The 22,077-nt window shown below is 35.0% G+C and carries 22 protein-coding genes; 21 read left to right on the forward strand and 1 reads right to left on the reverse strand.

Going from position 1 to position 22,077, the window contains the following annotated elements:
- Positions 1–154 precede the first annotated feature (154 nt).
- From HMPREF2988_RS11340 to HMPREF2988_RS11365, 6 genes are all read left to right on the forward strand, one after another.
- A complete protein-coding gene (locus tag HMPREF2988_RS11340) occupies positions 155–814 on the forward strand; it encodes a WxL domain-containing protein (protein WP_070770675.1) in 660 nt (219 codons plus the stop codon).
- The gene (locus HMPREF2988_RS11345) at positions 801–1,835 is read left to right on the forward strand and encodes a WxLIP family cell surface protein (RefSeq protein WP_070770676.1); all 1,035 of its coding nucleotides are present in this window, start codon (positions 801–803) and stop codon (positions 1,833–1,835) included. Before HMPREF2988_RS11340 ends, HMPREF2988_RS11345 begins: the two co-directional genes overlap by 14 nt.
- A 139-nt stretch (positions 1,836–1,974) precedes the next feature.
- Positions 1,975–2,292, forward strand: coding sequence for an LPXTG cell wall anchor domain-containing protein (locus HMPREF2988_RS11350; protein WP_070770677.1), 318 nt, complete (start codon positions 1,975–1,977; stop codon positions 2,290–2,292).
- Positions 2,279–4,375, forward strand: a complete 2,097-nt coding sequence (locus HMPREF2988_RS11355; protein WP_070770678.1) for a MucBP domain-containing protein — start codon at positions 2,279–2,281, stop codon at positions 4,373–4,375. Before HMPREF2988_RS11350 ends, HMPREF2988_RS11355 begins: the two co-directional genes overlap by 14 nt.
- Positions 4,376–4,705: 330 nt before the next feature.
- Positions 4,706–4,939 (forward strand): hypothetical protein, encoded by a 234-nt coding sequence (locus HMPREF2988_RS11360; protein WP_070770679.1) that lies wholly within the window; start codon positions 4,706–4,708, stop codon positions 4,937–4,939.
- Complete coding sequence (locus HMPREF2988_RS11365) at positions 4,927–5,880, forward strand: SPFH domain-containing protein (RefSeq protein WP_002320350.1); 954 nt, start codon at positions 4,927–4,929, stop codon at positions 5,878–5,880. The genes HMPREF2988_RS11360 and HMPREF2988_RS11365 overlap by 13 nt, the downstream gene beginning before the upstream one ends.
- A 292-nt stretch (positions 5,881–6,172) precedes the next feature.
- On the opposite strand, the gene HMPREF2988_RS11370 is transcribed toward HMPREF2988_RS11365, so the two are convergent.
- Positions 6,173–7,012 (reverse strand): CPBP family intramembrane glutamic endopeptidase, encoded by an 840-nt coding sequence (locus tag HMPREF2988_RS11370; protein WP_180363535.1) that lies wholly within the window; start codon positions 7,010–7,012, stop codon positions 6,173–6,175.
- Between the two features lie 976 nt (positions 7,013–7,988).
- Between HMPREF2988_RS11370 and HMPREF2988_RS11375 the strand changes: the two genes are divergently transcribed.
- The 15 genes from HMPREF2988_RS11375 to HMPREF2988_RS11445 all read left to right on the forward strand — a co-directional run bounded on the left by HMPREF2988_RS11375 (position 7,989) and on the right by HMPREF2988_RS11445 (position 21,866).
- Positions 7,989–8,405, forward strand: coding sequence for a PTS sugar transporter subunit IIA domain-containing protein (locus HMPREF2988_RS11375; protein ID WP_070770680.1), 417 nt, complete (start codon positions 7,989–7,991; stop codon positions 8,403–8,405).
- Positions 8,406–8,465: 60 nt separating this feature from the next.
- Positions 8,466–8,957 carry a PTS sugar transporter subunit IIB gene (locus tag HMPREF2988_RS11380; RefSeq protein WP_002306991.1) on the forward strand — a complete coding sequence of 164 codons (492 nt, stop codon included), beginning with the start codon at positions 8,466–8,468 and terminating at the stop codon, positions 8,955–8,957.
- A gap of 13 nt (positions 8,958–8,970) precedes the next feature.
- Positions 8,971–9,780, forward strand: a complete 810-nt coding sequence (locus HMPREF2988_RS11385; RefSeq protein WP_002335572.1) for a PTS mannose/fructose/sorbose/N-acetylgalactosamine transporter subunit IIC — start codon at positions 8,971–8,973, stop codon at positions 9,778–9,780.
- A complete protein-coding gene (locus HMPREF2988_RS11390) occupies positions 9,777–10,604 on the forward strand; it encodes a PTS system mannose/fructose/sorbose family transporter subunit IID (protein ID WP_070770681.1) in 828 nt (275 codons plus the stop codon). The genes HMPREF2988_RS11385 and HMPREF2988_RS11390 overlap by 4 nt, the downstream gene beginning before the upstream one ends.
- Positions 10,598–11,308: an HAD family hydrolase gene (locus tag HMPREF2988_RS11395; RefSeq protein WP_070770682.1), complete on the forward strand. Its 711-nt coding sequence runs from the start codon at positions 10,598–10,600 to the stop codon at positions 11,306–11,308. The genes HMPREF2988_RS11390 and HMPREF2988_RS11395 overlap by 7 nt, the downstream gene beginning before the upstream one ends.
- A gap of 170 nt (positions 11,309–11,478) precedes the next feature.
- A complete protein-coding gene (locus HMPREF2988_RS11400) occupies positions 11,479–13,992 on the forward strand; it encodes a sigma 54-interacting transcriptional regulator (RefSeq protein ID WP_024634729.1) in 2,514 nt (837 codons plus the stop codon).
- 482 nt (positions 13,993–14,474) lie between these two features.
- Positions 14,475–16,337: a BglG family transcription antiterminator gene (locus HMPREF2988_RS11405; protein WP_070770683.1), complete on the forward strand. Its 1,863-nt coding sequence runs from the start codon at positions 14,475–14,477 to the stop codon at positions 16,335–16,337.
- Positions 16,337–16,669 carry a PRD domain-containing protein gene (locus HMPREF2988_RS11410; RefSeq protein WP_002291790.1) on the forward strand — a complete coding sequence of 111 codons (333 nt, stop codon included), beginning with the start codon at positions 16,337–16,339 and terminating at the stop codon, positions 16,667–16,669. Before HMPREF2988_RS11405 ends, HMPREF2988_RS11410 begins: the two co-directional genes overlap by 1 nt.
- A 19-nt stretch (positions 16,670–16,688) precedes the next feature.
- A complete protein-coding gene (locus HMPREF2988_RS11415) occupies positions 16,689–17,045 on the forward strand; it encodes a glycine-rich SFCGS family protein (RefSeq protein WP_002291791.1) in 357 nt (118 codons plus the stop codon).
- A gap of 15 nt (positions 17,046–17,060) precedes the next feature.
- A complete protein-coding gene (locus HMPREF2988_RS11420) occupies positions 17,061–17,411 on the forward strand; it encodes a DUF4312 family protein (protein ID WP_002288312.1) in 351 nt (116 codons plus the stop codon).
- Between the two features lie 28 nt (positions 17,412–17,439).
- On the forward strand, positions 17,440–18,219 hold the full coding sequence (locus tag HMPREF2988_RS11425; RefSeq protein ID WP_002309666.1) for a DUF4311 domain-containing protein: 780 nt from the start codon (positions 17,440–17,442) through the stop codon (positions 18,217–18,219).
- Between the two features lie 10 nt (positions 18,220–18,229).
- A complete protein-coding gene (locus HMPREF2988_RS11430) occupies positions 18,230–18,907 on the forward strand; it encodes a DUF4310 family protein (RefSeq protein ID WP_002309665.1) in 678 nt (225 codons plus the stop codon).
- A gap of 18 nt (positions 18,908–18,925) precedes the next feature.
- Positions 18,926–20,032, forward strand: a complete 1,107-nt coding sequence (locus HMPREF2988_RS11435; protein ID WP_070770684.1) for an amidohydrolase/deacetylase family metallohydrolase — start codon at positions 18,926–18,928, stop codon at positions 20,030–20,032.
- The gene (locus tag HMPREF2988_RS11440) at positions 20,022–21,113 is read left to right on the forward strand and encodes a DgaE family pyridoxal phosphate-dependent ammonia lyase (protein WP_070770685.1); all 1,092 of its coding nucleotides are present in this window, start codon (positions 20,022–20,024) and stop codon (positions 21,111–21,113) included. The genes HMPREF2988_RS11435 and HMPREF2988_RS11440 overlap by 11 nt, the downstream gene beginning before the upstream one ends.
- Before the next feature lie 12 nt (positions 21,114–21,125).
- The gene (locus HMPREF2988_RS11445) at positions 21,126–21,866 is read left to right on the forward strand and encodes a 2-dehydro-3-deoxy-phosphogluconate aldolase (protein ID WP_070770686.1); all 741 of its coding nucleotides are present in this window, start codon (positions 21,126–21,128) and stop codon (positions 21,864–21,866) included.
- Positions 21,867–22,077: the final 211 nt, after the last annotated feature.

Genomic DNA, 22,077 nt, shown 5'->3' on the forward strand with positions numbered 1-22,077 from the left:
TGAAGAACAGCTAGCTTATTTGAATGGATCATCTAGTTTGCTTTCTAATTTTTTCTTTATTTGGGAAAATAGTTGAACTAGATAAAAAGTACTGGACGTGTCAAAATTATTTTGGATCAAATTAGATCTATTATTATTTAGGAGGAATTATAAAATGAAGAAAACAATGATCACAACTGCTGCGTTAGGTTTGTTAGCAGTAACTGCTTCGGGAAGTATGGTTTCTGCAGATATGATATCAGGGACAACTAATAAGACAGACGTTACTTTGACGGAAGGATCTGGAACAGATGTCACACCAGTTGTGCCAGATGACACGCACGATGATGATCCAAGTACAGGAGACGTTGGTTCTTTATCGATTCCCTTTGCATCTAATATCACATTTGGCCAACAAGAAATCCAACAGGGAGATACGGATTACTATGCATTGAATAAAAAACCGCATGTACAAGTAAACGATACTCGTGGAGGAGCAAAAGGCTGGACATTGGGAGTTACCATTTCTCCATTTATTGGAGAAAATGGGAAAGAGTTAACTGGAGCGAAGATGTCTTTGACAAATGGTCAAGTAGTAACTAAAGACAATACTTCTGAAGCTCCTAAATTAGCCAATCAAACATTTGATTTAAATGAAGCTTATCAAGATGTGATGCTTGCTAAAGAAGGACAGGGAGCCGGAGCTTTTGCTGCAGTTTTTGAAGGAAAAGATGGGCATAATGAAAACGTGAAGCTTCATGTACCACGAGCTGGAGTAGAAGCACAAAGCTATACAGCTGATTTGACTTGGGTGTTGTCTGATGCTCCAGCATAATGTCCGAAAAGGGTGGGGGAGAAGCTTTCCCCTCTTTTTTGTTGGTATAGTATTCTTTGCTTTATTCTATTTGTCTACAAACATATTCGCAGATTCAAACAAGGTATCTTTTGATGCACAAGCTATTTTACCAGATAATCAGCAGTCAGAAGCAAGTTATTATGATCTAAAGGTGACACCTGGCGCCACACAAGATTTATCACTAAAATTGAAAAACACTACTGCCAAACAAATAAAAGTAGTGGTAGAAGCCAATAATGCTTGTACCAATAAAAATGGAGCAATCGATTATTCTAACCATGAGGCTAAGTTATTGGGAAAACCTGTATTCCAGGATTTAATTTCTAAATCACAGACGATCACATTGAAGCCTTCTGAGGAACGTGATGTGACCTTTCAATTGAAAATCCCAGAGAAAGGTTTTGAAGGAACCATTTTAGGAGGATTTTATTGCTATGAAGATACAAAAGGAAAAGAAGAAAAAAATGAAGGTTTTAGTCTAAAGAATAAGTTTGCATATACAATCGGTGTAAAGCTAGTTTGTTCAGATAAAAAAGTGGAACCAGGATTTGCTTTAACGAAGGTTAAACCCGGGTTAGAGAATGGCTATTTGACTCTTTTTGCCAATTTAGAAAATTCGGAGCCGGTACTTAAAAGCAAAATGGATCTACATGCAGTTATCAAGAAAAAAGGGGAAAAAGAAGCGTTACATGAATTCAACCAAAAAGTGTCTTTTGCACCACGCACACAATTTCAGATTCCTTTTAATTTGAATAATGAGCCACTGAAAAAAGGAACCTATGAATTAAGTATTCAGTTAAAAGATGATTCAGATAAAAAATGGACACTCTATAAAGAATTCGTAATCAAAGGAGAGGACGAAACGCTCAACAAAGAGGCAGTGGAAGTAAATAAAGAAAATAACGATCATTCTTTATTCTATATTCTTTTAGTTCTTTGTTTGATCATTATCATCAGTTTAATTGGGTATATTACTAAGTTACGACGAAAAAATCCATAAAAGTATTCGAATCATTTTTTAAGATTGTGAAGTGGGGAAACGATCTTAAAAAATGTGTGAATAATTCATATATGTAATAGATGATTTGGATAACTTTCTATAAAAATGATTGTATAAAAGATGTGGAAAGGAGACAAAAATGAAAAAAATTTTAACAATTATTTGTCTGGGATTGCTGATTGGGGCAGCAATCCCAGTGTCTGCATCAGCTGATGATCAAACAACTAGTAGGGTAGGAATTACTTTTTACCAGTCTACTAATAAGGTAGTACCTATGAAAAAAATAGTTGTACCTGATAAGCTAGATCAGATTGCGCCAAGAGAATATAACCAATTGTTACCTAAAACAAATGATAAACAAAACTGGTTTATGAATATAACTGGTATAAGCCTCCTAATACTACTATACTATCTAAAAAAATTTTTATTAGCAGGTGAACAAGATGAAAAAAAATAAGCAGATTATATTATTATTGCTATTTTTTAGTGGCTTCTTGTTTTTCACATCTCAAGGAGTAGAAGCAGCGCCGCGACCTTTAACAGATTTAGGATATTTCCATTGGGCAAATCAGGCAAAAACACCTGCAGACAACACTTTTATAATGCATTACAACGATAATCTTTCAATAGAGCCAATAGAAGGGATAGCTAATACAAGCTTTATAGAAGTCAACCGTAACACTAATAAAAGTAAAGCATTAGTAAAAAATGTAGGATTTTATAAAGGGAAAAAAGTAAATTTACTAATAACTTTGGAACGAAATAAAGGAAACTTAAATGGGGGCTCTATTTATTTAACCAAAGATGATTTTTTAAGAATTTATATTTATGGAGAAATGATTGTAACTTATGACTTTTTAGATGAGGATAATCAGCCTCTAACATTGGAAACTTCGTTTAATTATAGTGGCTTAAATCAAAATAAATATATCGGTTTTTTATCTCCTGGAACTTTGATCAAAGGGCTGTATGCTAATAATCCTACGAATATCTTATATGATGTTTGGGATGGAGGACCAGATGACTATTGGGTATATTTTAAAAACACAACAGGAGGAGGAGCTTGGGGAGTTGATCCAAGGCAAGATTTGGAACTAACAACAAAACCAATTTCTAACGTAAAATTTGTCATCCATAATAATGATTCAACTACTTCTTCGATAAAGTACAGAACAGATTTTTTAGCTGAACCAGAGTTTCCTGTAGCTTACGGAGTAGATTCTTCATTTGAGAAAGCAAATCAGGACATTTATTTAAGCGCACAGCAAACGATTCCTAATATAGAAAAATGGGAAAAAAATAAATCAATGGAGTTATGTTTTAATTTACAAAAAATTTATTCGACCCATCAATATTCTTTTAAGGAAGCAAAAGTAACTAATCTCAATGGTGATGATTTAACAGACTTGTTTAAAATAAGCAATGAACCAAACGGTAATGTCGCTTTAGTGATAAACAATTTAAATGACAAACGTTTATATGACACGGTACTGCTATATGATATTAAACTAAACTGGAAGGGAATGGATTATCCTGTAGACATCGGTCTGATTAAAGATGAAAAGTTACCATTATCATTCGACATAAAGACATTGCTCAATGATCAACCACTAGGAGAACAATCAGGGAAAAGTTCTGTAAATTACAAAGGTAAAATAATCATTCCTTTTCTAGATGAGAAAGATAATATCTTACAATCACCTTTAGTTAAAGAGGGAATCGTCACCACTCCGTATGATGTTTCAAAAGATTATCCTGAAATAAAAGGATATTATCCTATAAAAAACAGTTCCAAAGATACAGGAATTTATTTACCAGATGAACAGACGATTGTTCATAGATATAAGAAAGGCGAGCCAATACAATTTGAATTACTAGATAAAGAAGATCCCTTATATGTATCTCGCTTCACCAAAGATAGAGAAATTACGTTTAATTTTTCACATGAAGCTAACGAGAAGATTTATTTGATGGCTAAATGTGGGAAAGAAGAAATAACTTTGGAAAAATATTCTGAAGCGGCTGAAACAGTAAAGAATCGTACTTTTCATTTTAAAGCACCAGAAAAATGGTTGGGTCAACAAGTCTCATTTTATTTAAAAGATGAAGAAGGACGTGTTTCTCAAGAGGAAGTAAGAACGATTCAAACAGAACCAAGTCCCCAACTCACACTTCCTGAAGACATTAATTTCGGGGTGAAAGAAATACCATCCATGAATACTGTTTCTTCGCTAGAAGAAGGAAATATTTTTAAAGTAGAAGACAATAGCAAATTAGATAAGAGCTTGTGGACCATCAAACTGTCTGAAGAAACCCCATTAATGAATAGCCAAGGTGATAAACTTAATGACCGATTATCTTTTACGACGTATGAGGGGAAAGAAGTTCATCTAAATTCTACGGAACAAGTTATTTGGCAAGATAGTGGGAATGCAAAAGTCGATCTATCTGATAAACTGCATTTGAAACTACAGCCTTCGGATAACACAGGAAACTATAGTGGTATATTAAAATGGAATTTTGAAGATGCGCCAAATTAAAATAAGGGAGGGTTGGATGAGGAAAAAATAGAGAGAAAAAATGGGAAATTAAAAAGAATTTCTATTAGGTGTATCTATTGTTTTTTTTACTTTTGAATAGTTACTGAGGAAAACGGGTATATAGCGTTTAAGAAGTCCATGCATTGAATATGTATGGAAATCTTCATGCTATCATCAATGTATAAATGCTTTGCAGTATTATTCTATTACCATCTCTGTTAAACAATTCTTTCTAATTTTCTAACTTTTTTAATTCTAATCCTGACCATATTAAATTTTTTGGGATTTTTTTTTAATATTTAATATATAATAAGAGGAAAGGAGGAGAATATGGCAGATTATTTAGAAAATAAGGTCATAGGAAAGTACTTTCGTTCACCTACTGATCAATTTTTAGGTATTATTCGTGTTTATGGTACTTATACAGAATACCGTGTAATAGAAGGAGTCCCTGAAAAGGATGCTATGCTAGAAATCATAGATGTTCATTCCGGTGTGCTTCTTACAAGAGTGAATAATAGTTTATTTGTAAACGGAAGAGGGTATATAGAATGTTGGTTGTGAAAATAATCGTTGGAGTATTTGTTGTAGCTTTTCTTATCTGGTTATTGACTAGTACTGCAGTTGTTGTACGTCAAGGGGAAGTAAAAGTAGTAGAAAGTTTTGGTAAGTATGTAAAAACGTTGGAGCCAGGATTACATTTCCTTATTCCAATATTATATACTGTGCGCGAAAGAGTATCGCTAAAACAGATTCCTTTAGAAATAGAACCTCAAAGTGCTATTACAAAAGATAATGTAATGGTTGAGATCGACGAAGCTATCAAATATCATGTTACAGATGTTCGAGCATTTGTTTATGATAATGAAAATTCCGTAGTATCAATGATCCAAGATGCGCAATCGAATTTGCGTGGAATTATCGGGAAAATGGAGCTAAATGAAGTATTGAATGGTACTGAAGAAATTAATGCCTCTTTGTTTGCTTCAATTAAAGATATTACTTCTGGCTATGGTTTGGCAATCGATCGAATCAATATTGGGGAGATAAAGGTATCTAAAGAAATTGTTGAATCAATGAACAAATTGATAACAGCTTCAAGAGACAAAGAATCAATGATTACTCGTGCAGAAGGTGAGAAATCATCTGCGGTACTTAATGCTGAAGCTAATGCATCTAAAATGACCATTGATGCACAAGCAAGGGCACAACAAACCCAAATTGACGCAGAAGCAAGAGCAAAGCGCATTCGTATTGACGCAGAGGCAGAAGCTGATCGTATTGAAAAAATTACTGAAGCAGAGAAAAAAAGAATAATAATCTTAAATGAAGCGATCAAAAATAGTCAACTCGATGAGGTATCCTTATCTTATTTAGGAATAGAAGCATTTAAAGAGGTAGTTTCTAGTCAAACAAATACCATTATATTACCTTCTAACATGACGGAATTAGGCAATATCCCTGTAGCAAAACAGTTATGGGAGAAACAAATAAAGGGAAATTAATTATGGATTACATTTACGTTTTAAAATAGTATAAATCTTTATCTTACTTACATTGTTACTGAAAAGGTCAGTGATCCGTAACCTTGGATTTCATAGTTAGAGAAAAATCACTATTCTTTTTTATATTGTCAAAAAGTAATCTATACAATTCTCCCTCTCAAAAGTTAGTTTAACTATTGAGAGGGAGAATTTTTGCAATATAATACTTCTTGGATTTTTCGATCAACATTTCCTATCGTTATCAAATTGATACGTAACCTTAATTTCATAGATTGCTTTTTGAGAAAATATTTCACTCCAATTGTAATGGCTTATTAAAGATATCTCTTTTGCGCCATATCAATATAACTAGTATGATTAAAACAAATAAAGAAACGATTATGCTCATATAATCAATTGAGCTATGATAGATAGTTTGGAAAAGTATACCTTCGCTATCTTTTGGAGAGTTTGCTAAACCAAAAAAGTCCGACATAAAAAAATTATAGGCACCGTGAGAAGCTGCTGCAACCCAAGTATTAGAAAATAGAACTCTTAGTAAAGCCCATACCATACCAATTAAAAAATAGTCTATCAACTCTAGCGTAAATCCTCCTGCATTGCTCAGATGCATTAACATAAAAAATAAACTACTTACTACCACTCCCCATAAAAGATTAGTTTTTTCCACGATCCCACCTAATACAAATCCTCGGCTAATTACTTCTTCTTGTGATCCTTGAGCTAGATAAAACACCATGCTTATTAGTAATGTAGACCAAGAAGATTTCGCAAAAACTTCTTGGAAATCAGCTCCGCCAATTAATACATAGCCGAATACAATAAAAGCAATTAAGAGACCTCCAATTAAATACCCTAAGATAAACTTTTTTAAGAAATCTTTTTTAGAAAAACCTAATATTCTGATATCTTTATATATTAACTTAGTTAATACTACAAAAAAGAAACTAATCATTAAAAAAAAGAAAACATCAAGTATCAAGCTAACTAATTGGTTTCCTTGCAGATTTGGAAATAGTTGTTCAAAAAAAACGGATTTTAAATAAATGGAAATAAACAAACCTAAAAAAGCGACAAAATAACTCAGAACAGGGGGGATTATAATAGCAATTGCTTTCTTCATGATTCTCATAAGTCAACCTCCTTTTTTATTTTATTCTAATTGAATAAACTTATTTAGTAAAACAATCTCTCTAATATACGTTTTATGATCTTATAAACATACGTATAAAGTTTAAATGATGGAATGTAATGATAATTTAATTTATTATCCATCTGAGAAACTTGGTTTAAACCTGTAATGAGTTGTTTTTTAATGAAAAATCACTTTTTCTCCTTCCTTAGTAATCTCCAAAAGCGAAATGATTAAAGTACATCCTTAAAAATTAGGTGAAAGCTGATTACTTTCATAGTAGGTGACTAAGGCAGATAAATAAAGACCGTTTATAAAGTAAATAAAGAAGAAAAATGATAGTACGAAATCATTATGAAAAGCTGTCTCAACAACCGTTAAGAGAATATTTTTTATTTAAATATTTAAAAAAATTCTAAAAACAGTAAAATTTTCAAACTATTTTTATTTCTATTATCGTGACATAATTAAGTCACTATCACAGACCGTTGACAACTATCTTCCTTTTGAAAACGATTCTCAGGAGTATTTGTGATAGTACTCTTCTCATTATCATTATTCTGCTAGCACTAAACCATTCTCCTATGATTATGATAATGACCTTCTGTTCAAGAGCCACTTAGAAAAGTGGCTTTTTTGTAATCAAAAGATCCATCTTTCAGGATAATAAAAATGATTTTTTACATTTTGGTTTATTAGTAGTTTTACCTCAAAATTTTTATGAAAATAGAGCTTTCTCTCATATATTGAATGAAAGTTAACATGAGCGAAAACGCATCTGTATAGTTAATTAGGTTCGAAGTACTGGTTTAGACAAATTTATTATCAAGCTTTCTATCACCTATTAGCATCTGTTTAGAAGTAAATCAAACTGTTTAAACAGTTTGAAAAGTATTAGAAAGCTCAAGGAATGGGACTTTCTTATACTTTTATTTTTTGGCATAGTATTTGCTTAATATAAAGTGAGGTGAAAAATATGAAAAAAAAATTTTTAGTTGCAACACATGGGCGACTAGCAAGCGGCTTTCAAAATTCAATGGCGATTTTAGCTGATAAAGGAGCAGAACTTGAAGTCATTAATGCATATTTAACAAATGAAGACTATACGCCCATCATTTCTAACTTTATAGATTCTATCGAAGAAGGAGAACAAGGAATTATCTTTACCGATCTGTTTGGCGGAAGTGTAAATCAAACAGTGGTAGCAGAACTGATAAAACAAAAAAAAGATCAATTGTTTGTCATTTCTAATAGTAATTTAGCAATTATATTATCTTTAGTCCTAACACCGGAAAATGAAGTCTTTACAAAACAAAGTATAAACGAAGCAATTGAGATAAGCCAGGTTCGTTTAGTATCAACAGATTTGCCTACAGAAGAGACATTTTTTTAAATCAAAAGTGTAAGAAGAAACTATTATAGTAATTTGATACAAAATAAGGAGGAAAAAAGAATGATAACTCAAATACGTGTGGACGATCGACTAATCCATGGTCAAGTAGCTGTAGTTTGGACGAAAGAATTAAATGCGCCATTATTAGTGGTTGCTAATGATGAAGCAGCAAAAAATGAGGTCATGCAAATGACATTGAAGATGGCTGTACCAAATGGAATGAAACTATTGATTCGTTCGGTGGATGATGCTATCAATATATTCAATGATCCAAGAGGAGCCGACAAACGAATTTTTGTCATTGTAAATAGCGTATCCGATGCAAATAAAATAGCTCAAAATGTAGAAAACATAGAAACAGTCAATGTTGCTAACGCAGGTAGATTTGACAAATCTGATCCATCAACGAAAAAAATGATATTTCCTAGTGTGCAGTTGAATCCTAATGAATTAGCTGCAGCAAAGGAATTAGCTAAATTAGATCGAGTAAATAGTTACAACCAGGTGTTGCCGTCAAATCCGCAATTAAGTTTAAAAGATGCATTAGAATAGGGAGGAATAAAATATGTTAATGCACGCAACTATGGCAGCTTTAGCAGTATTTATCTGTTTTGCGGGTAACTATTTGACTGGACAAAGTATGATGGAACGTCCATTAGTAGTAGGTCTCGTTACAGGTATTTTAATGGGGGACATGAAAACGGGTATTTTGATGGGAGCCTCTTTGGAAGCCGTATTTTTAGGAAATGTAAATATTGGCGGAGTGATAGCAGCAGAGCCAGTAACGGCCACAACTTTAGCTACAACTTTCGCCATCATTTCTAATGTAGAACAAAAAGCAGCAATGACTCTCGCTGTGCCAATTGGTATGTTAGCTGCATTTGTCGTTATGTTTTTGAAAAATGTTTTCATGAATATCTTTGCTCCAGCTTTAGATAAAGCTGCACGTGAAAATAACCAAAAAATGATCCTTACGCTACACTTTGGTACATGGGTGATCTATTATTTAATCATTGCATCTATTTCTTTCATTGGAATTTTAGCTGGGAGTGGTCCGGTAAATTCTTTTGTTGAACATATCCCTCAAAGTCTAATGAATGGTCTTAGTGCAGCTGGAGGGTTGTTGCCTGCTGTTGGATTTGCCATGTTGATGAAGCTCTTATGGGACAATAAGTTAGCTGTTTTTTATATCCTTGGGTTTGTTCTAACCGCTTACTTACAACTGCCGGCAGTGGCTGTTGCTGTGATTGGGGTTGTTATCTGTGTTGTCAGCGCTCAGCGGGATATTGAAATTAGAGAGGCTGGTAAAAATGGTAATAGGCATGACAAAGGGCTAATGACAAAAGCAGAAGAAGAGGAGGACTTTTTCGCATGAGATTCCAAGAAAACTTGACAAAAGAAGAAAAGAAAATGATGCGTTCTGTCTTTTGGCGTTCATGGACGATGAATGCCAGTCGTACTGGAGCAACGCAATACCACGCAGTAGGCGTCATTTATACGCTGCTGCCAGTTATCAATCGTTTTTATCAAACAAAAGAAGAACGTGCAGAGGCAATTGTTCGCCATACAACCTGGTTCAATGCAACGATGCATATTAATAATTTCATTATGGGATTAGTTGCTTCAATGGAAAAGCAAAATAGTGAAGATGAACATTTTGACGCCAGTTCAATCACTGCTGTTAAAGCATCATTAATGGGACCAATATCAGGTATTGGAGATTCATTTTTCTGGGGAATTTTACGGGTAATCGCAGCGGGTATCGGTATTTCTTTAGCAGCAACTGGTTCTCCGCTAGGTGCAATCATATTTTTATTGATTTATAATATTCCGGCTTTTCTCATTCACTATTACGCACTGTATAGCGGCTATTCTGTGGGTGCCAGTTTTATTCAACGAATGTATGAATCAGGTGGAATGAAAATTTTGACAAAAGCTTCAAGTATGTTGGGCTTAATGATGATGGGATCAATGACAGCATCGAATGTCAAATTCAAGACCATCTTAGTGGTGAGCGTGGAAGGCAGCAAAGAAGTGATGAAAATTCAAGATTACCTTGATCAATTATTTATAGGTATCGTACCATTAGCGGTGACGTTATTTGCATTTTGGTTATTACGGAAAAAAGTCAACGTAAATGTAGTAATGTTTGGTATTATGTTTTTAGGTATTATATTAGGACTGTTAGGGATATGCTAGAAAACACTGCTGTTTTTTTCGATGTTGATGATACATTATTAGACAATTATAGTGCCTTCAAATGTACCATCCGAAAGTACTATCCTGATTCTTTCCTCGAAGAACCTTTTTTAAAGCGTCTTTATCATGAATTCCGCTGTCATAGCGAAAAGATTTATAAGTTTTATCAAGAAGGAAAATTAGATAAAAAAAAGAAAGACGAACGATGGTTACTAGTGATGGAAACATTAAATTCAAAGAAGAATACCAATTTATCTGAATTAGATGCTTACTATCATTTATGCCAAAGCAAACAGACTTTGTCAGTCGAAATGTCTTTACTTTTAAGTGTTTTGAAAAAAAGTGGAATTCTATGCGGAATTATAACAAATGGATTCGCTCAGCAACAGCAAAGTAAACTAGATCAATTAGAACTTGATCGTTTTATCGAACCGAGATGGCAATTTATTTCAGAAAAGTTAGGTGATGCAAAACCAAGTGTAAGCTGTTTTCGAAAAGTTTCTAAACAATTGCCAGAAAAGATAACAAAAATTTATTATTTAGGGGATAGTTATCAAAATGATGTTATTCCATCTAGATTAGCCGGCTGGTGTCCGATCTGGTTGAATCATTTTGTTGATGATGAAGCAGCAGAGATTCTACAAGCTAAAACCGACAATGAAGCAGCCACCTTGATATTATCTCAATTACTACGTTCGAAATAAGTAGAGCCGTGTCCCATAGGAAAAACTACTGTAGCTAAGAGTATGATTTGATACACTCTGACTGCAGTAGTTTTGATTTTTTAGTATTCCATCTGCTGTAAGTCTTTTTGGAGAATATGGCATTTCCATTTCTTATCATATACTGTATTTTTTATGAGGGAGGTTTGAGTATGCGACAAGAAACGAGAGAGCAGTTACTGAATTTATTATCTGAAGCAACTACCTTGACAACACAGGAGATTGCTGATTCTATCTCATTAAGCCGCTCAGCAACAAGTTTATATTTGAATGAATTATTAGATAAAAATGAAATACAAAAAAGCGGAACAAAACCAGTGTACTGGTCAATTGCCGAATCAGAAAATAAAGGCGTGAAAGATGCGTTTGCTCAGTATATTGGAAATAATGGTAGTGCTAAACGAGCAATTGAGACGTGTAAGGCAGCAGTATTGTATCCACCATTAGGATTACCACTTCTTTTGCACGGAGCAAGTGGAGTTGGAAAAAGTTTTTTAGCACACTTAATTTTTAAATATCTTAAAGAAAATAAGTGTAAAGGAACAAAAAAATTTTTTGTCTTCAATTGTGCAGATTACGCTAATAATCCTGAGTTATTATCTTCTATTCTATTCGGACACACAAAAGGTGCTTTTACAGGAGCAGAAAAAGAAAAGGTTGGTCTTTTAGCGCAAGCTGATGATAGTGTTTTATTTTTAGACGAAGTACATCGATTATCTCACGAGAATCAGGAAAAACTATTTCAATTTATGGATACAGGGAATTTTCGGCCTATCGGCGAAGAAGCAGAAATGATTTCTTCGAATGTTCGATTATTATTTGCAACGACTGAAACGCCTGAAGAAGCACTATTACCGACATTTTATCGACGTATTTCCGTTATTGTTGAATTACCAACTTTTCATGAACGGCCAATATTTGAGCGTATAGAGCTAGTCAGATATTTGTTTGAGCGAGAAGCAAAGCGAATAAAAAAGAATATAGTTGTTTCAAACGATAATTTTTTTGCTTTAACAACACAAGAACTTTCAGGTAATATTGGAAGCTTATCAAATCAGGTAAGGATGAGTTGTGCTGATGCATTAAGGCTGACGCCTCATAGTCAAACATTATTTATAGGTCAAGATAAGAAAGCAACAGTTAAAATAACTTACCCCTCTACATCTAGTCCATCTATTGAGGAATACCAGATTTTTGCAGAAAGACTGATGCCTATATTAGATATAAATGAATTTGCTGAATTAAAAGAAAAATTACAAAAATTTGATAGTCAATACTTAGAAAATGTAGTGGCTTTGTCAAATGATAGTTTGTCTTTAAGTATGAAAACAAGCATCCAAAAACAAAATCGTAGAATCATTGACAATGAAGCGATGACGCTAGAACCCCTTGAAATTGTTTGCAGGTTACTACAAATCTTAAAAGGAAAACTACCAGAAAAAAATTTAAAAGAAAAAATACATCTACTATCAAAACAGTATCCTAGAACTATACTTTTAACTACTAATCTCACAAGAGAGCTTCCTCTAGAAATTCGCCCCTTTGTTACTTTCTTCTTAGGTGTAATGCTGATCGGCAAGGTCTCAGAAGACATCCGTTACCAAGCATTACTAGTAGCTCATGGAAACGCGACTGCTAGTAGTATTCAAGCTGTGGCAAATAAAATGTGTGGAGATTACGTTTTTGATGCTATCAATATGCCTTTATCATCTTCTGCTAGAGATATTATCACAAAAGTGAATGATTGGCTTTCAGAAAGAGATACATCTGAAGGAGTGATCATGCTTGTGGATATGGGCTCATTAACTCATTTATATAAGAGCTTGAAGCCTCAAATTTTAGGAGAATTATTAGTTATTAATAATTTAACTACCTCTTATGCACTAGAGATTGGACAGCAACTAATCAATGGAAATCTTTTTTATGAGATTGCAAAAACGGCAGAAAGTGATTTTGTAACGAATATCCAGTATTTTGAAGGTTTTGCTGTAGAAAAAAATGTCATTATTTCTAGTATATCTGGTCGTGATATTGCTAAGAAAATAAAAATGATCTGTGAAAAATACTTTAATCCTGACATTAAACTAATCGTATTAAACTACGGAGAATTAGTGAGCACATTAGAACGAGCTTCTTCGGAAGAAGGATATTTGAAAGAGACGGCGTTGATCTTGACAACTTCCTATCTGGATAACACAACCCCGGTTCCTAGTATTAATCTAATTGATGTTTTGGATGAAGATGCAGAGAATAAATTGAATAGACAATTGAGAAACCTAATTCATCCTAGTAGTGTTCCATTATTAACGAACGAATTCATCCATTTCTTTTCAAAAGAAGGTTTATCTGAAAAACTCGAATTTTTAAACCCTGATGTGATTATCCGACAAGTAGAAGATGTAGTAGAAAAGTGCGAGAAAAGATTCAGTCTTCAGTTGAATGCTAAAATGAAGTTCAATTTAATGATGCATCTAGCTTTGATGGTCGAAAGAACGATACTTGGTGCAGAAGACTATCCAGTCCCAGAAGATATCAACCAGCTGAAAATCAACAACAAATTGTTTTATCAAAATACACAAACGATTTTCTATACCTTGGAACAGTTTTATAAAATCAAAATATCGACATGGGAACTATATATACTTTATGAAATTTTAGCGGGATAGAAAGTATGAATCCATCTGTTTGAATATTTTTTATTTGAGTATGATCAATACCAATAAACGTGTATCATTGATTAGTTTTATTCATTACTTTTAAATATTTATAGTCATAGATAAGCTTCATGTAGGAATTCGTCAGCCGCGTATTATTCTACATGGAGTTTAATTTTTGTATGGTGATCCAGTCAAACTTTATTTAGGATAGAACGTGTAAGCCATGATATTTTTAGAGAATATACGGTTTAAGATATTGAAAGCTGTTCTCAATTTTTTAATTTAAAAAATTTGAAAAAGCGTTTGATTATTTATATTACGACTTAGTGCAATAAAAAACGTATTTTAACAGTACATGTAGTCGTCTTTATAATAGATAAACTCTGTAAGTTTAGTTAAAAAGCTATAAGTTGCACTTAGTTAAGTGCAAATATTTCATATTGTTGTTAGTTTAGAAAACGCTTATATTAGCAATGTAAGGAGAGATGATAATGCAACAGCTAACAAAAAGAGAAAGGCAGCTTTTGATTTACTTGGTGGAAATGTCTGAACCGGTAACAATCAAAAAGTTGGCTGAAAAAGAAAATGTTAGTGTTCGGACGATAAAATACGATCTAGATGATATAAGAGAGTGGCTGAATGAACGGAAGCAAGTCCTATATAGCAAACGTAGTCAGGGAATTTGGATGAATATTAGTAGCTCTGATCGAATCAAATTAAAAAGCGAATTGATGGATGTTAATCGTTTTGAAATATTTGCAGATCAAAGTCTCCGAATCAAACGTTTACTAATTATGCTTTTAGTAACAAAAGAAGCTATTACTGGAATGAAAATGGCCAACGCATTAGATGTCAGCAAAGATACGATCATGAATGATTTAGATGTGCTGGAAAATAATTTTCTTAAGGAAGGATTGACCTTGAATCGTCAGGCGCGAAAGGGTTTTTGGATCACAGGAGAAGAACGTCTAGTTCGATTAACGATTGAAGAGATTCTTCAAAAAGAGTTCACGGATTATGACATTTATAAATTAATGTCATTGTTATTGAACGGCGGTGAGACTGAATACTTTGAAATGTATTCTGCTACTGCTACACCTATCCAAGAGGTATTTAATCAAGTAATCATTCGAATGCGGCACTTACTGGAATTTGAAAATCTAGAGAAACTGAATTACGCGGAATTACTAAATATTCTGATTCGAGTGACAATTGCTACCGTTCGCTTACGCAAAGAGGCTACGATTGGTCGTTATCAATTGGTTGCTGAACAAGAATTAGACAAAAACGATCTTTCTTATCGCGTCATGCAGCAGGTCTTTGATTATTATCAGTTGCCACTGTTCGAGGATGAATATCATTATATCTATAGTGATACATTCGACACGATTCACCAGCAAGACGTTATGAAACTAGTTGAGAATGTGATTTATAAAGTAAGTAAAGCAATCAACCATTCTTTTTATCAAGATCCACAATTGTTGACGAATCTGTATGCTCATTTATCTATGCGATTATCGAGAAAGAAAAAATTTGTCAATGAATATAATCCTTTTAAAGAAGATATCAAGCAGAAATACCCGGAATTATTTGATGCGATCAAGCAAGCAGTTCGACAAGAAATAAGTGGACAAAATATTCTGATCAATGATTCTTTCGTGGCATATATTGCCTTACACTTTTTGGTTTCCTACGAAAGAGAAGAAGATCTACGAAGCGTTAGAGCCGTCTACATTTGTTCAACAGGGTTGGGTGTGACTAGTCTGATCAAGCAAAAGATCAATGAAGAATTAAATAATATCACTATCGTGGCATTTGCTTCAGTATTGAATGCGCAAGAAATGATTGCTACCAAAGATCCTGATTTGGTGATTAGTATTTTTCCAATCAATGGCATCGATCGTCCTTTCATCAAAGTCCATCCATTACCCACTGAACAGGACTTGAAAAAAATTCAACAAATAATAAAAAAAATACTAGCTTCTTCCAATCAGCAGGAAAGGCATAACTTGAATTTTAGAGAAACGTCCATCAATAAAGATACTTTAGAAGACTTTAGCAAGGAATTGATTTTGAAAGCTTATACGATTTATGAACGTTTACTTGTCATTTTGGAAGCAGAATTGATCCAAGAATATCGAGAAGCTTTTTTGCTTCATGTATTCTTAATGGTTCATCGTATCACATTTGATCAACAATATATGGCAGAAGGTCGTCAAGTAGATCAGATTATTTTAGACAAAGGAACACTGGTAGGAAAAATCGAAGCAGTTTTTGCAGAAAATAATTTAGGAATCAATCAGTCAGAAATCAGTGCATTATTCTCATATATAAAAGAAGGAGCGTCAAGTTAGTGAAAATGTCAGACGAGGCTTTAAAAATTATCGAGGAAAGTCAAAATCGGGAAAAGTTAAAACAAGTGATTGATCTAATTGAAGAGCGATTAGTAGAACATGCTATTGTACCAACCGAGTTGCAGTGGACCATTCTAATTAATCACTTGAATGAGATGCTGAAACGTTCTCAAAGAAAGGAAACGATTCCCGTAGTCGATCGGGATTTGTTCAAAGAAGTATCCAAAGAAGCCATAACTATTTCTGATGAAATAGTTAGAAGTATCGGTAATTTAACCGATGATGAAATATATGTTTTGTCGATTCATTTTGAAACAGCAAAAAATAATTAACATTTAGGAGGAAACAATCATGATTACAGTAGTTATTGCAGACCGTATGGGTAAAGGACAAAATGTGGCCAAAGGGGTAGAAGCAGCTGGCGGCAAAGCAGTTGTCGTACCAGGAATGGGGGCAGATATGCGTTTGGGCGATGTGATGCAACAAGAGCATGCAGATATGGGTATCTCTTTTTGTGGTAGTGGTGGTGCAGGTGCATTAACAGCAGCAACAAAATATGGCTATCCAGAACGACATGGTATGCGTTCGATTGAAGAAGGGATCACAGCTATCAAGGATGGCAAAACTGTTCTAGGTTTCGGCTTTATGGATCAAGAGGAATTAGGGAAACGTCTGACAGAAGAATTTATCAAAAAGCATGGAAAATAGAAAGAGGGACATGAAATGAGCGTTCAAAAGACAATTCAGCAAAAAGTTATTGTCTCCGGTAAAGGGGAAACAAAGCAACATGCTTTTGCATCAGCGTTAGCAGAAATTCAAAACAAAATAATGGAACAATCAAACGTATTATTGCGAATCGAACCAGTCAATGTGGATATTTTAAAGGCGGTCGAAAACAAATACACAGAACGCTTTCTATTTTTCTTCTTCCCACGGCAACGTATCAGCTATGAAGTCGAACTTTCTGTTACTGTGGCTGTAACAGAAATAAAATTGGCAGACATATCGTTCAGCCAGCAAATGACTGAAGATCCAAATGGGATTGCCATTCCATTTGTAACTAAAAAAATCTAATTTTGAATTATAAGGGGGAAAGAATAACGTGGATTTCGTAATCATTCTAGTCAAATCGGTTATTATCGGGGGATTACTTGGTTTTGCAGCATCTGTCGGGGCAGCTCGAATGTTTCATGCACCTAATACACAAGGTTTAGGAGCTTTTAGAACATTAGGCGAAATGAATGCCTGCATGGGTGATCCAGCTTCTCATTTTTCATTTGGTTTAGGCTTTTTCTTTAATGCATGGGCTTCTTCAGTTGGTGCTGGTGCATTCACACAAGATGTGACGCATCGAATCATTCCCAATTGGGCAGCGGCAGCACTTCTAGCAAAAAACAAAGATGTCACCCAGACCATGCATGATCCGAAAAAAATGGGGATCATTGGAGCGGTTATCGGGGCAGGGGTGGTAGCCTTCTTAAACACAACAGCTGCAGCAATTCCAGAGGCGTTACAAGTGACGGCGGTTTCCGTTTTGGTACCAGCAGCGACGATTCTGATCAATACAGTAATGCCAGTTATTTTTTGGTTGGCAGCTTTAGACGCAGGGAAACGAACTGGTTTTTGGGGCACTCTTTTTGGCGGTATCGCGCAATTGATCATGGGAAATGCGGTACCTGGTGTTGTTCTAGGAATCTTGATTGGTAAAGGCGTCGATGAGAGCGGTTGGAATCGCGTCACGAAGAGCATGATGATCGCTATTGTTTTATTATTTATTTTCAGTGGATTTTTCCGTGGATTTGATATGGAAATGATCAAGAGCTTCCAGCTTCAAGTGCCTAATTGGCTTGATAACTTGCACAATATCTTTAGTGTGAAATAGGAGGAGAATCATGGAGACAACAGAAGAACAAGCAAAAGTATTAGAAGTAAAGCGGCAAAAGAGCTTTTGGTTTGCAGACTGGTCTTTTCCGCTAATCGTAGGAATTATGTCCGCTGCTGTATTTGCAGGAACACACATGTATGTGATGTATGGTGTGGGTGCATTCAATGAAGTTTCGATCGTGGCGATGTTAAAAGCCGGGCTGGATGGCGGATCCTATGGCGCAGCGGCAGCGTTTGGTGCTAGTTTCTTATTTGCCAGAATTTTAGAAGGCTCTTTAGTTGGGATCTTGGACTTAGGCGGTTCGATCCTAACTGGGATCGGAATTGGGGTACCAGCAATTCTCTTAAGTATGAAAATAGCGGCACCAATCGATAATTTTGCACTCTCTTTATTGACTGGTTTGGTTCTAGGTTTGATTGTTGGTGGCATCATTGTCTTGATTCGTAAATTTACGATCAATCAATCAAATTCCACTTTTGGTGCTGACGTCATGATGGGGGCAGGAAATTCATCTGGACGTTTTTTGGGTCCATTAATTATATTAAGCGCGTGTGCAGCATCTATTCCAATCGGCATTGGCGCTACATTAGGAGCACTAGGATTCTATGCTTGGAAAAAACCAATTGCTGGAGGTGCTATTTTAGGAGCAATGATTTTAGGAGCAATCTTCCCGGCAGTAAATTAATAGAAAGAGGGTCATTAAATGTTTGATACTTTGATTAAAAATGGAAGGTTGGTTGATGGATCTAAGATAGAGGTCGCTATAGAAAAAGGCATGATTAAAGCAGTTGCAACAGAAATAAATCAGCCGGCGCAAGAAGTAGTTGACTTGGAGGGAAAGTATTATTTATCCGCTGGGTGGATCGATGATCATGTCCACTGCTATGAAAAGATGAATCTTTATTATGACTATCCTGATCAGATAGGGGTCGAAAAAGGTGTGACGACGGTCATTGATGCTGGAACTACGGGAGCAGAAAACATCCGTGAATTTTATCAATTGACGAAATCGGTCAAGACAAATGTGTATGCGCTAATGAATATCTCTAAATGGGGCATTGTCAAACAAGATGAACTTGCTGATCTAACAAAGATTCAAGAAGATCTAGTAAGTACTGCGTTAGCAGAACTGCCGGAATTTATTGTCGGGATCAAAGCGAGAATGAGTAAGACAGTTGTTGGTGAAAATGGCATTAAGCCATTAGAATTAGCTAAAAAAATCCAGTCAGAAAACAATGATCTGCCATTGATGGTTCATATCGGTTCTGCACCTCCTGAGTTAGAAGAAGTATTGTCAAGAATGGAAAGAGGCGATGTATTGACCCATTGTTTTAATGGAAAACCAAACGGTATTTTAGATCCAAAGACAGATCAAATTAAAAACTTTGTCTGGGATGCTTACAATAATGGTGTTGTCTTTGATATTGGACATGGGACGGATAGCTTTAATTTCCATGTGGCAGAAACCGCACTAAAAGCAGGAATGAAAGCTACCTCTATTAGTACGGATATCTACATCCGCAATCGTACAAATGGCCCAGTTTTTGATCTAGCAACTACTTTAGAAAAATTGAGGGTAGTCGGCTATTCTTGGGAAGAAATCATTGAAAAAGTTACAGCAGTTCCTGCACGGAATTTTCATTTGAAGAATAAGGGCCAGTTAGCTGTCAATTATGATGCAGATTTGACGATATTTGAGATTGTTGAAAATGAAAAGGAATTGAAAGATTCCAACGGATTTACACGTATAGCTAAAGAACAAATTTTACCGATTAAAACAATTATTGGAGGCGTCATATATGACAATTAGCTATGGAAAGTTTGATTTAAAAGAAGTCATTAATGCATCGGGAAAAATGACGATCCTAGGGGTTTCTAAGGTATCTGAAAGTGTCCTAGCAGCACAACGATTTGGAGGCGAGCATTTTTTTGAGATGAGTGATCTTGCCATCAAAACCGGCGCTTATCTTTCTCAATTACTGAAAGTGGAAGATGCGCAAATCGTTTCTTCTGCTTCAGCAGGGATTGCTCAATCTGTTGCTGCTTTAATCGGACAGGGCAACATGTACCATGTCTATCATCCCTATACAGAAAAAATCGCTAGACGGGAAATCATCATACCTAAGGGACATAATGTAGATTATGGGACACCGGTTGAAGTAATGGTTGCTCAAGGTGGAGGAAAAGTCATAGAAGCTGGCTATGCAAATATGTGTACACCGGAACATGTTTCCATGATGATTACGGAAAAAACTGCTGCGCTTCTATATATTAAAAGTCATCATGCAGTTCAGAAAAGTATGCTGACGGTGGCAGAAATGGTAGAAGTTGCCAAAGCTCATCGTTTGCCATTGATCGTTGATGCAGCTGCGGAAGAAGATTTATTCAAATATAGCGAAATGGGCGTTGACTTAGTGATTTACTCTGGGGCAAAAGCAATCGAAGGTCCGAGTGCCGGACTGGTCATAGGAAAAAAGAAGTATATTCAATGGATTCGGCTACAGTCTAAAGGTATTGGCCGAGCAATGAAAATCGGTAAAGATAATATTTTAGGCTTTACCCAGGCCTTAGAAGATTATTTAAAAAATGGGAGCGAATCCGGTGACTCCATGAAGCAACGATTAGCACCTTTTGTTAAAGCAATCAATCAACTTCCTGGCCTATCAGCGAAAATAGTTCAAGATGGTGCCGGCAGAGATATTTATCGAGCAAGTGTAACGATTAGTGGCGATAAAAGTGCGAAAGAAGTCATTCAGGAATTAAAAGCACAAAATCCATCAGTCTACACCCGAGAATATCAAGCAAATAATGGAATCATTGAGTTCGACATTCGTTCCGTCAGCCAAAGCGAAATGGAAAAAATTATAAAAAGATTGAGAGAAATCATGTAGGAGGCTTTTAAATTGTCAGTTATCCCAAATTATTATAAAAATCGTGTATGTTTAAATGTATTAGCTCATTCAGTTGAAAATGCAAAAGCATGCTATGAAGCAGCGGAAGGGCATGTCGTACTAGGTGTGCTATCGAAAAATTATGCTAGCGATGAAGCAGCAATCGAAGATATGAAAAGGTACCAAGACGCAACCAATAATGCGTTGTCAGTTGGATTAGGCGCTGGAGATCCAAACCAAAGTCAGATGGTTTCGCGTTTATCTAGGGTTTTACAACCACAACATGTCAATCAAGTATTTACTGGCGTGGGGACTTCTCGTGCTTTATTGGGCCAAAATGATACGGTCATCAATGGATTGGTTTCACCAACAGGTAAGATCGGCTATGTCAATATTGCTACAGGTCCGTTAAGTTCACAAGCGCCAGCAACTGAAGTGCCTATTGAAACTGCCATTCAAATGCTGCAAGACATGGGAGGTACTTCAATCAAGTATTTCCCGATGGAAGGCTTAGCACATAGGGAAGAATTTAAAGCAGTTGCGGAAGCTTGCGCAAAATATGATTTCTATTTAGAGCCAACAGGAGGAATTGATCTTTCAAACTTTGAAGAAATTCTGAAAATTGCAATCGATGCAGGTGTAAAAAAAGTGATTCCTCATGTTTACAGTTCAATTATAGATAAAGAAACAGGAGATACGCGTATAGGAGACGTAAGGATACTATTAAGCATGGTAAAAAAAATTATTCACTAACTTATTAGAAAATAAGAAGCTTATTCCAGAATGAAATGAAATGGAATAAGCTTTTTATAATTAATTACGAAAATTGTTAATGTAGATAATAATTTAGATGTACGTAAGCAGAAGTACAGAAATGCAAGATTTTCCAATACTATTTTATTCAACATAATAAATTGTGTATCAATTTATTTAGCGAAGTTTTTATTTATTCCAAAAATTTCAG

The organism is Enterococcus sp. HMSC061C05 (assembly GCF_001814765.1).
Taxonomy (GTDB): domain Bacteria; phylum Bacillota; class Bacilli; order Lactobacillales; family Enterococcaceae; genus Enterococcus_B; species Enterococcus_B lactis.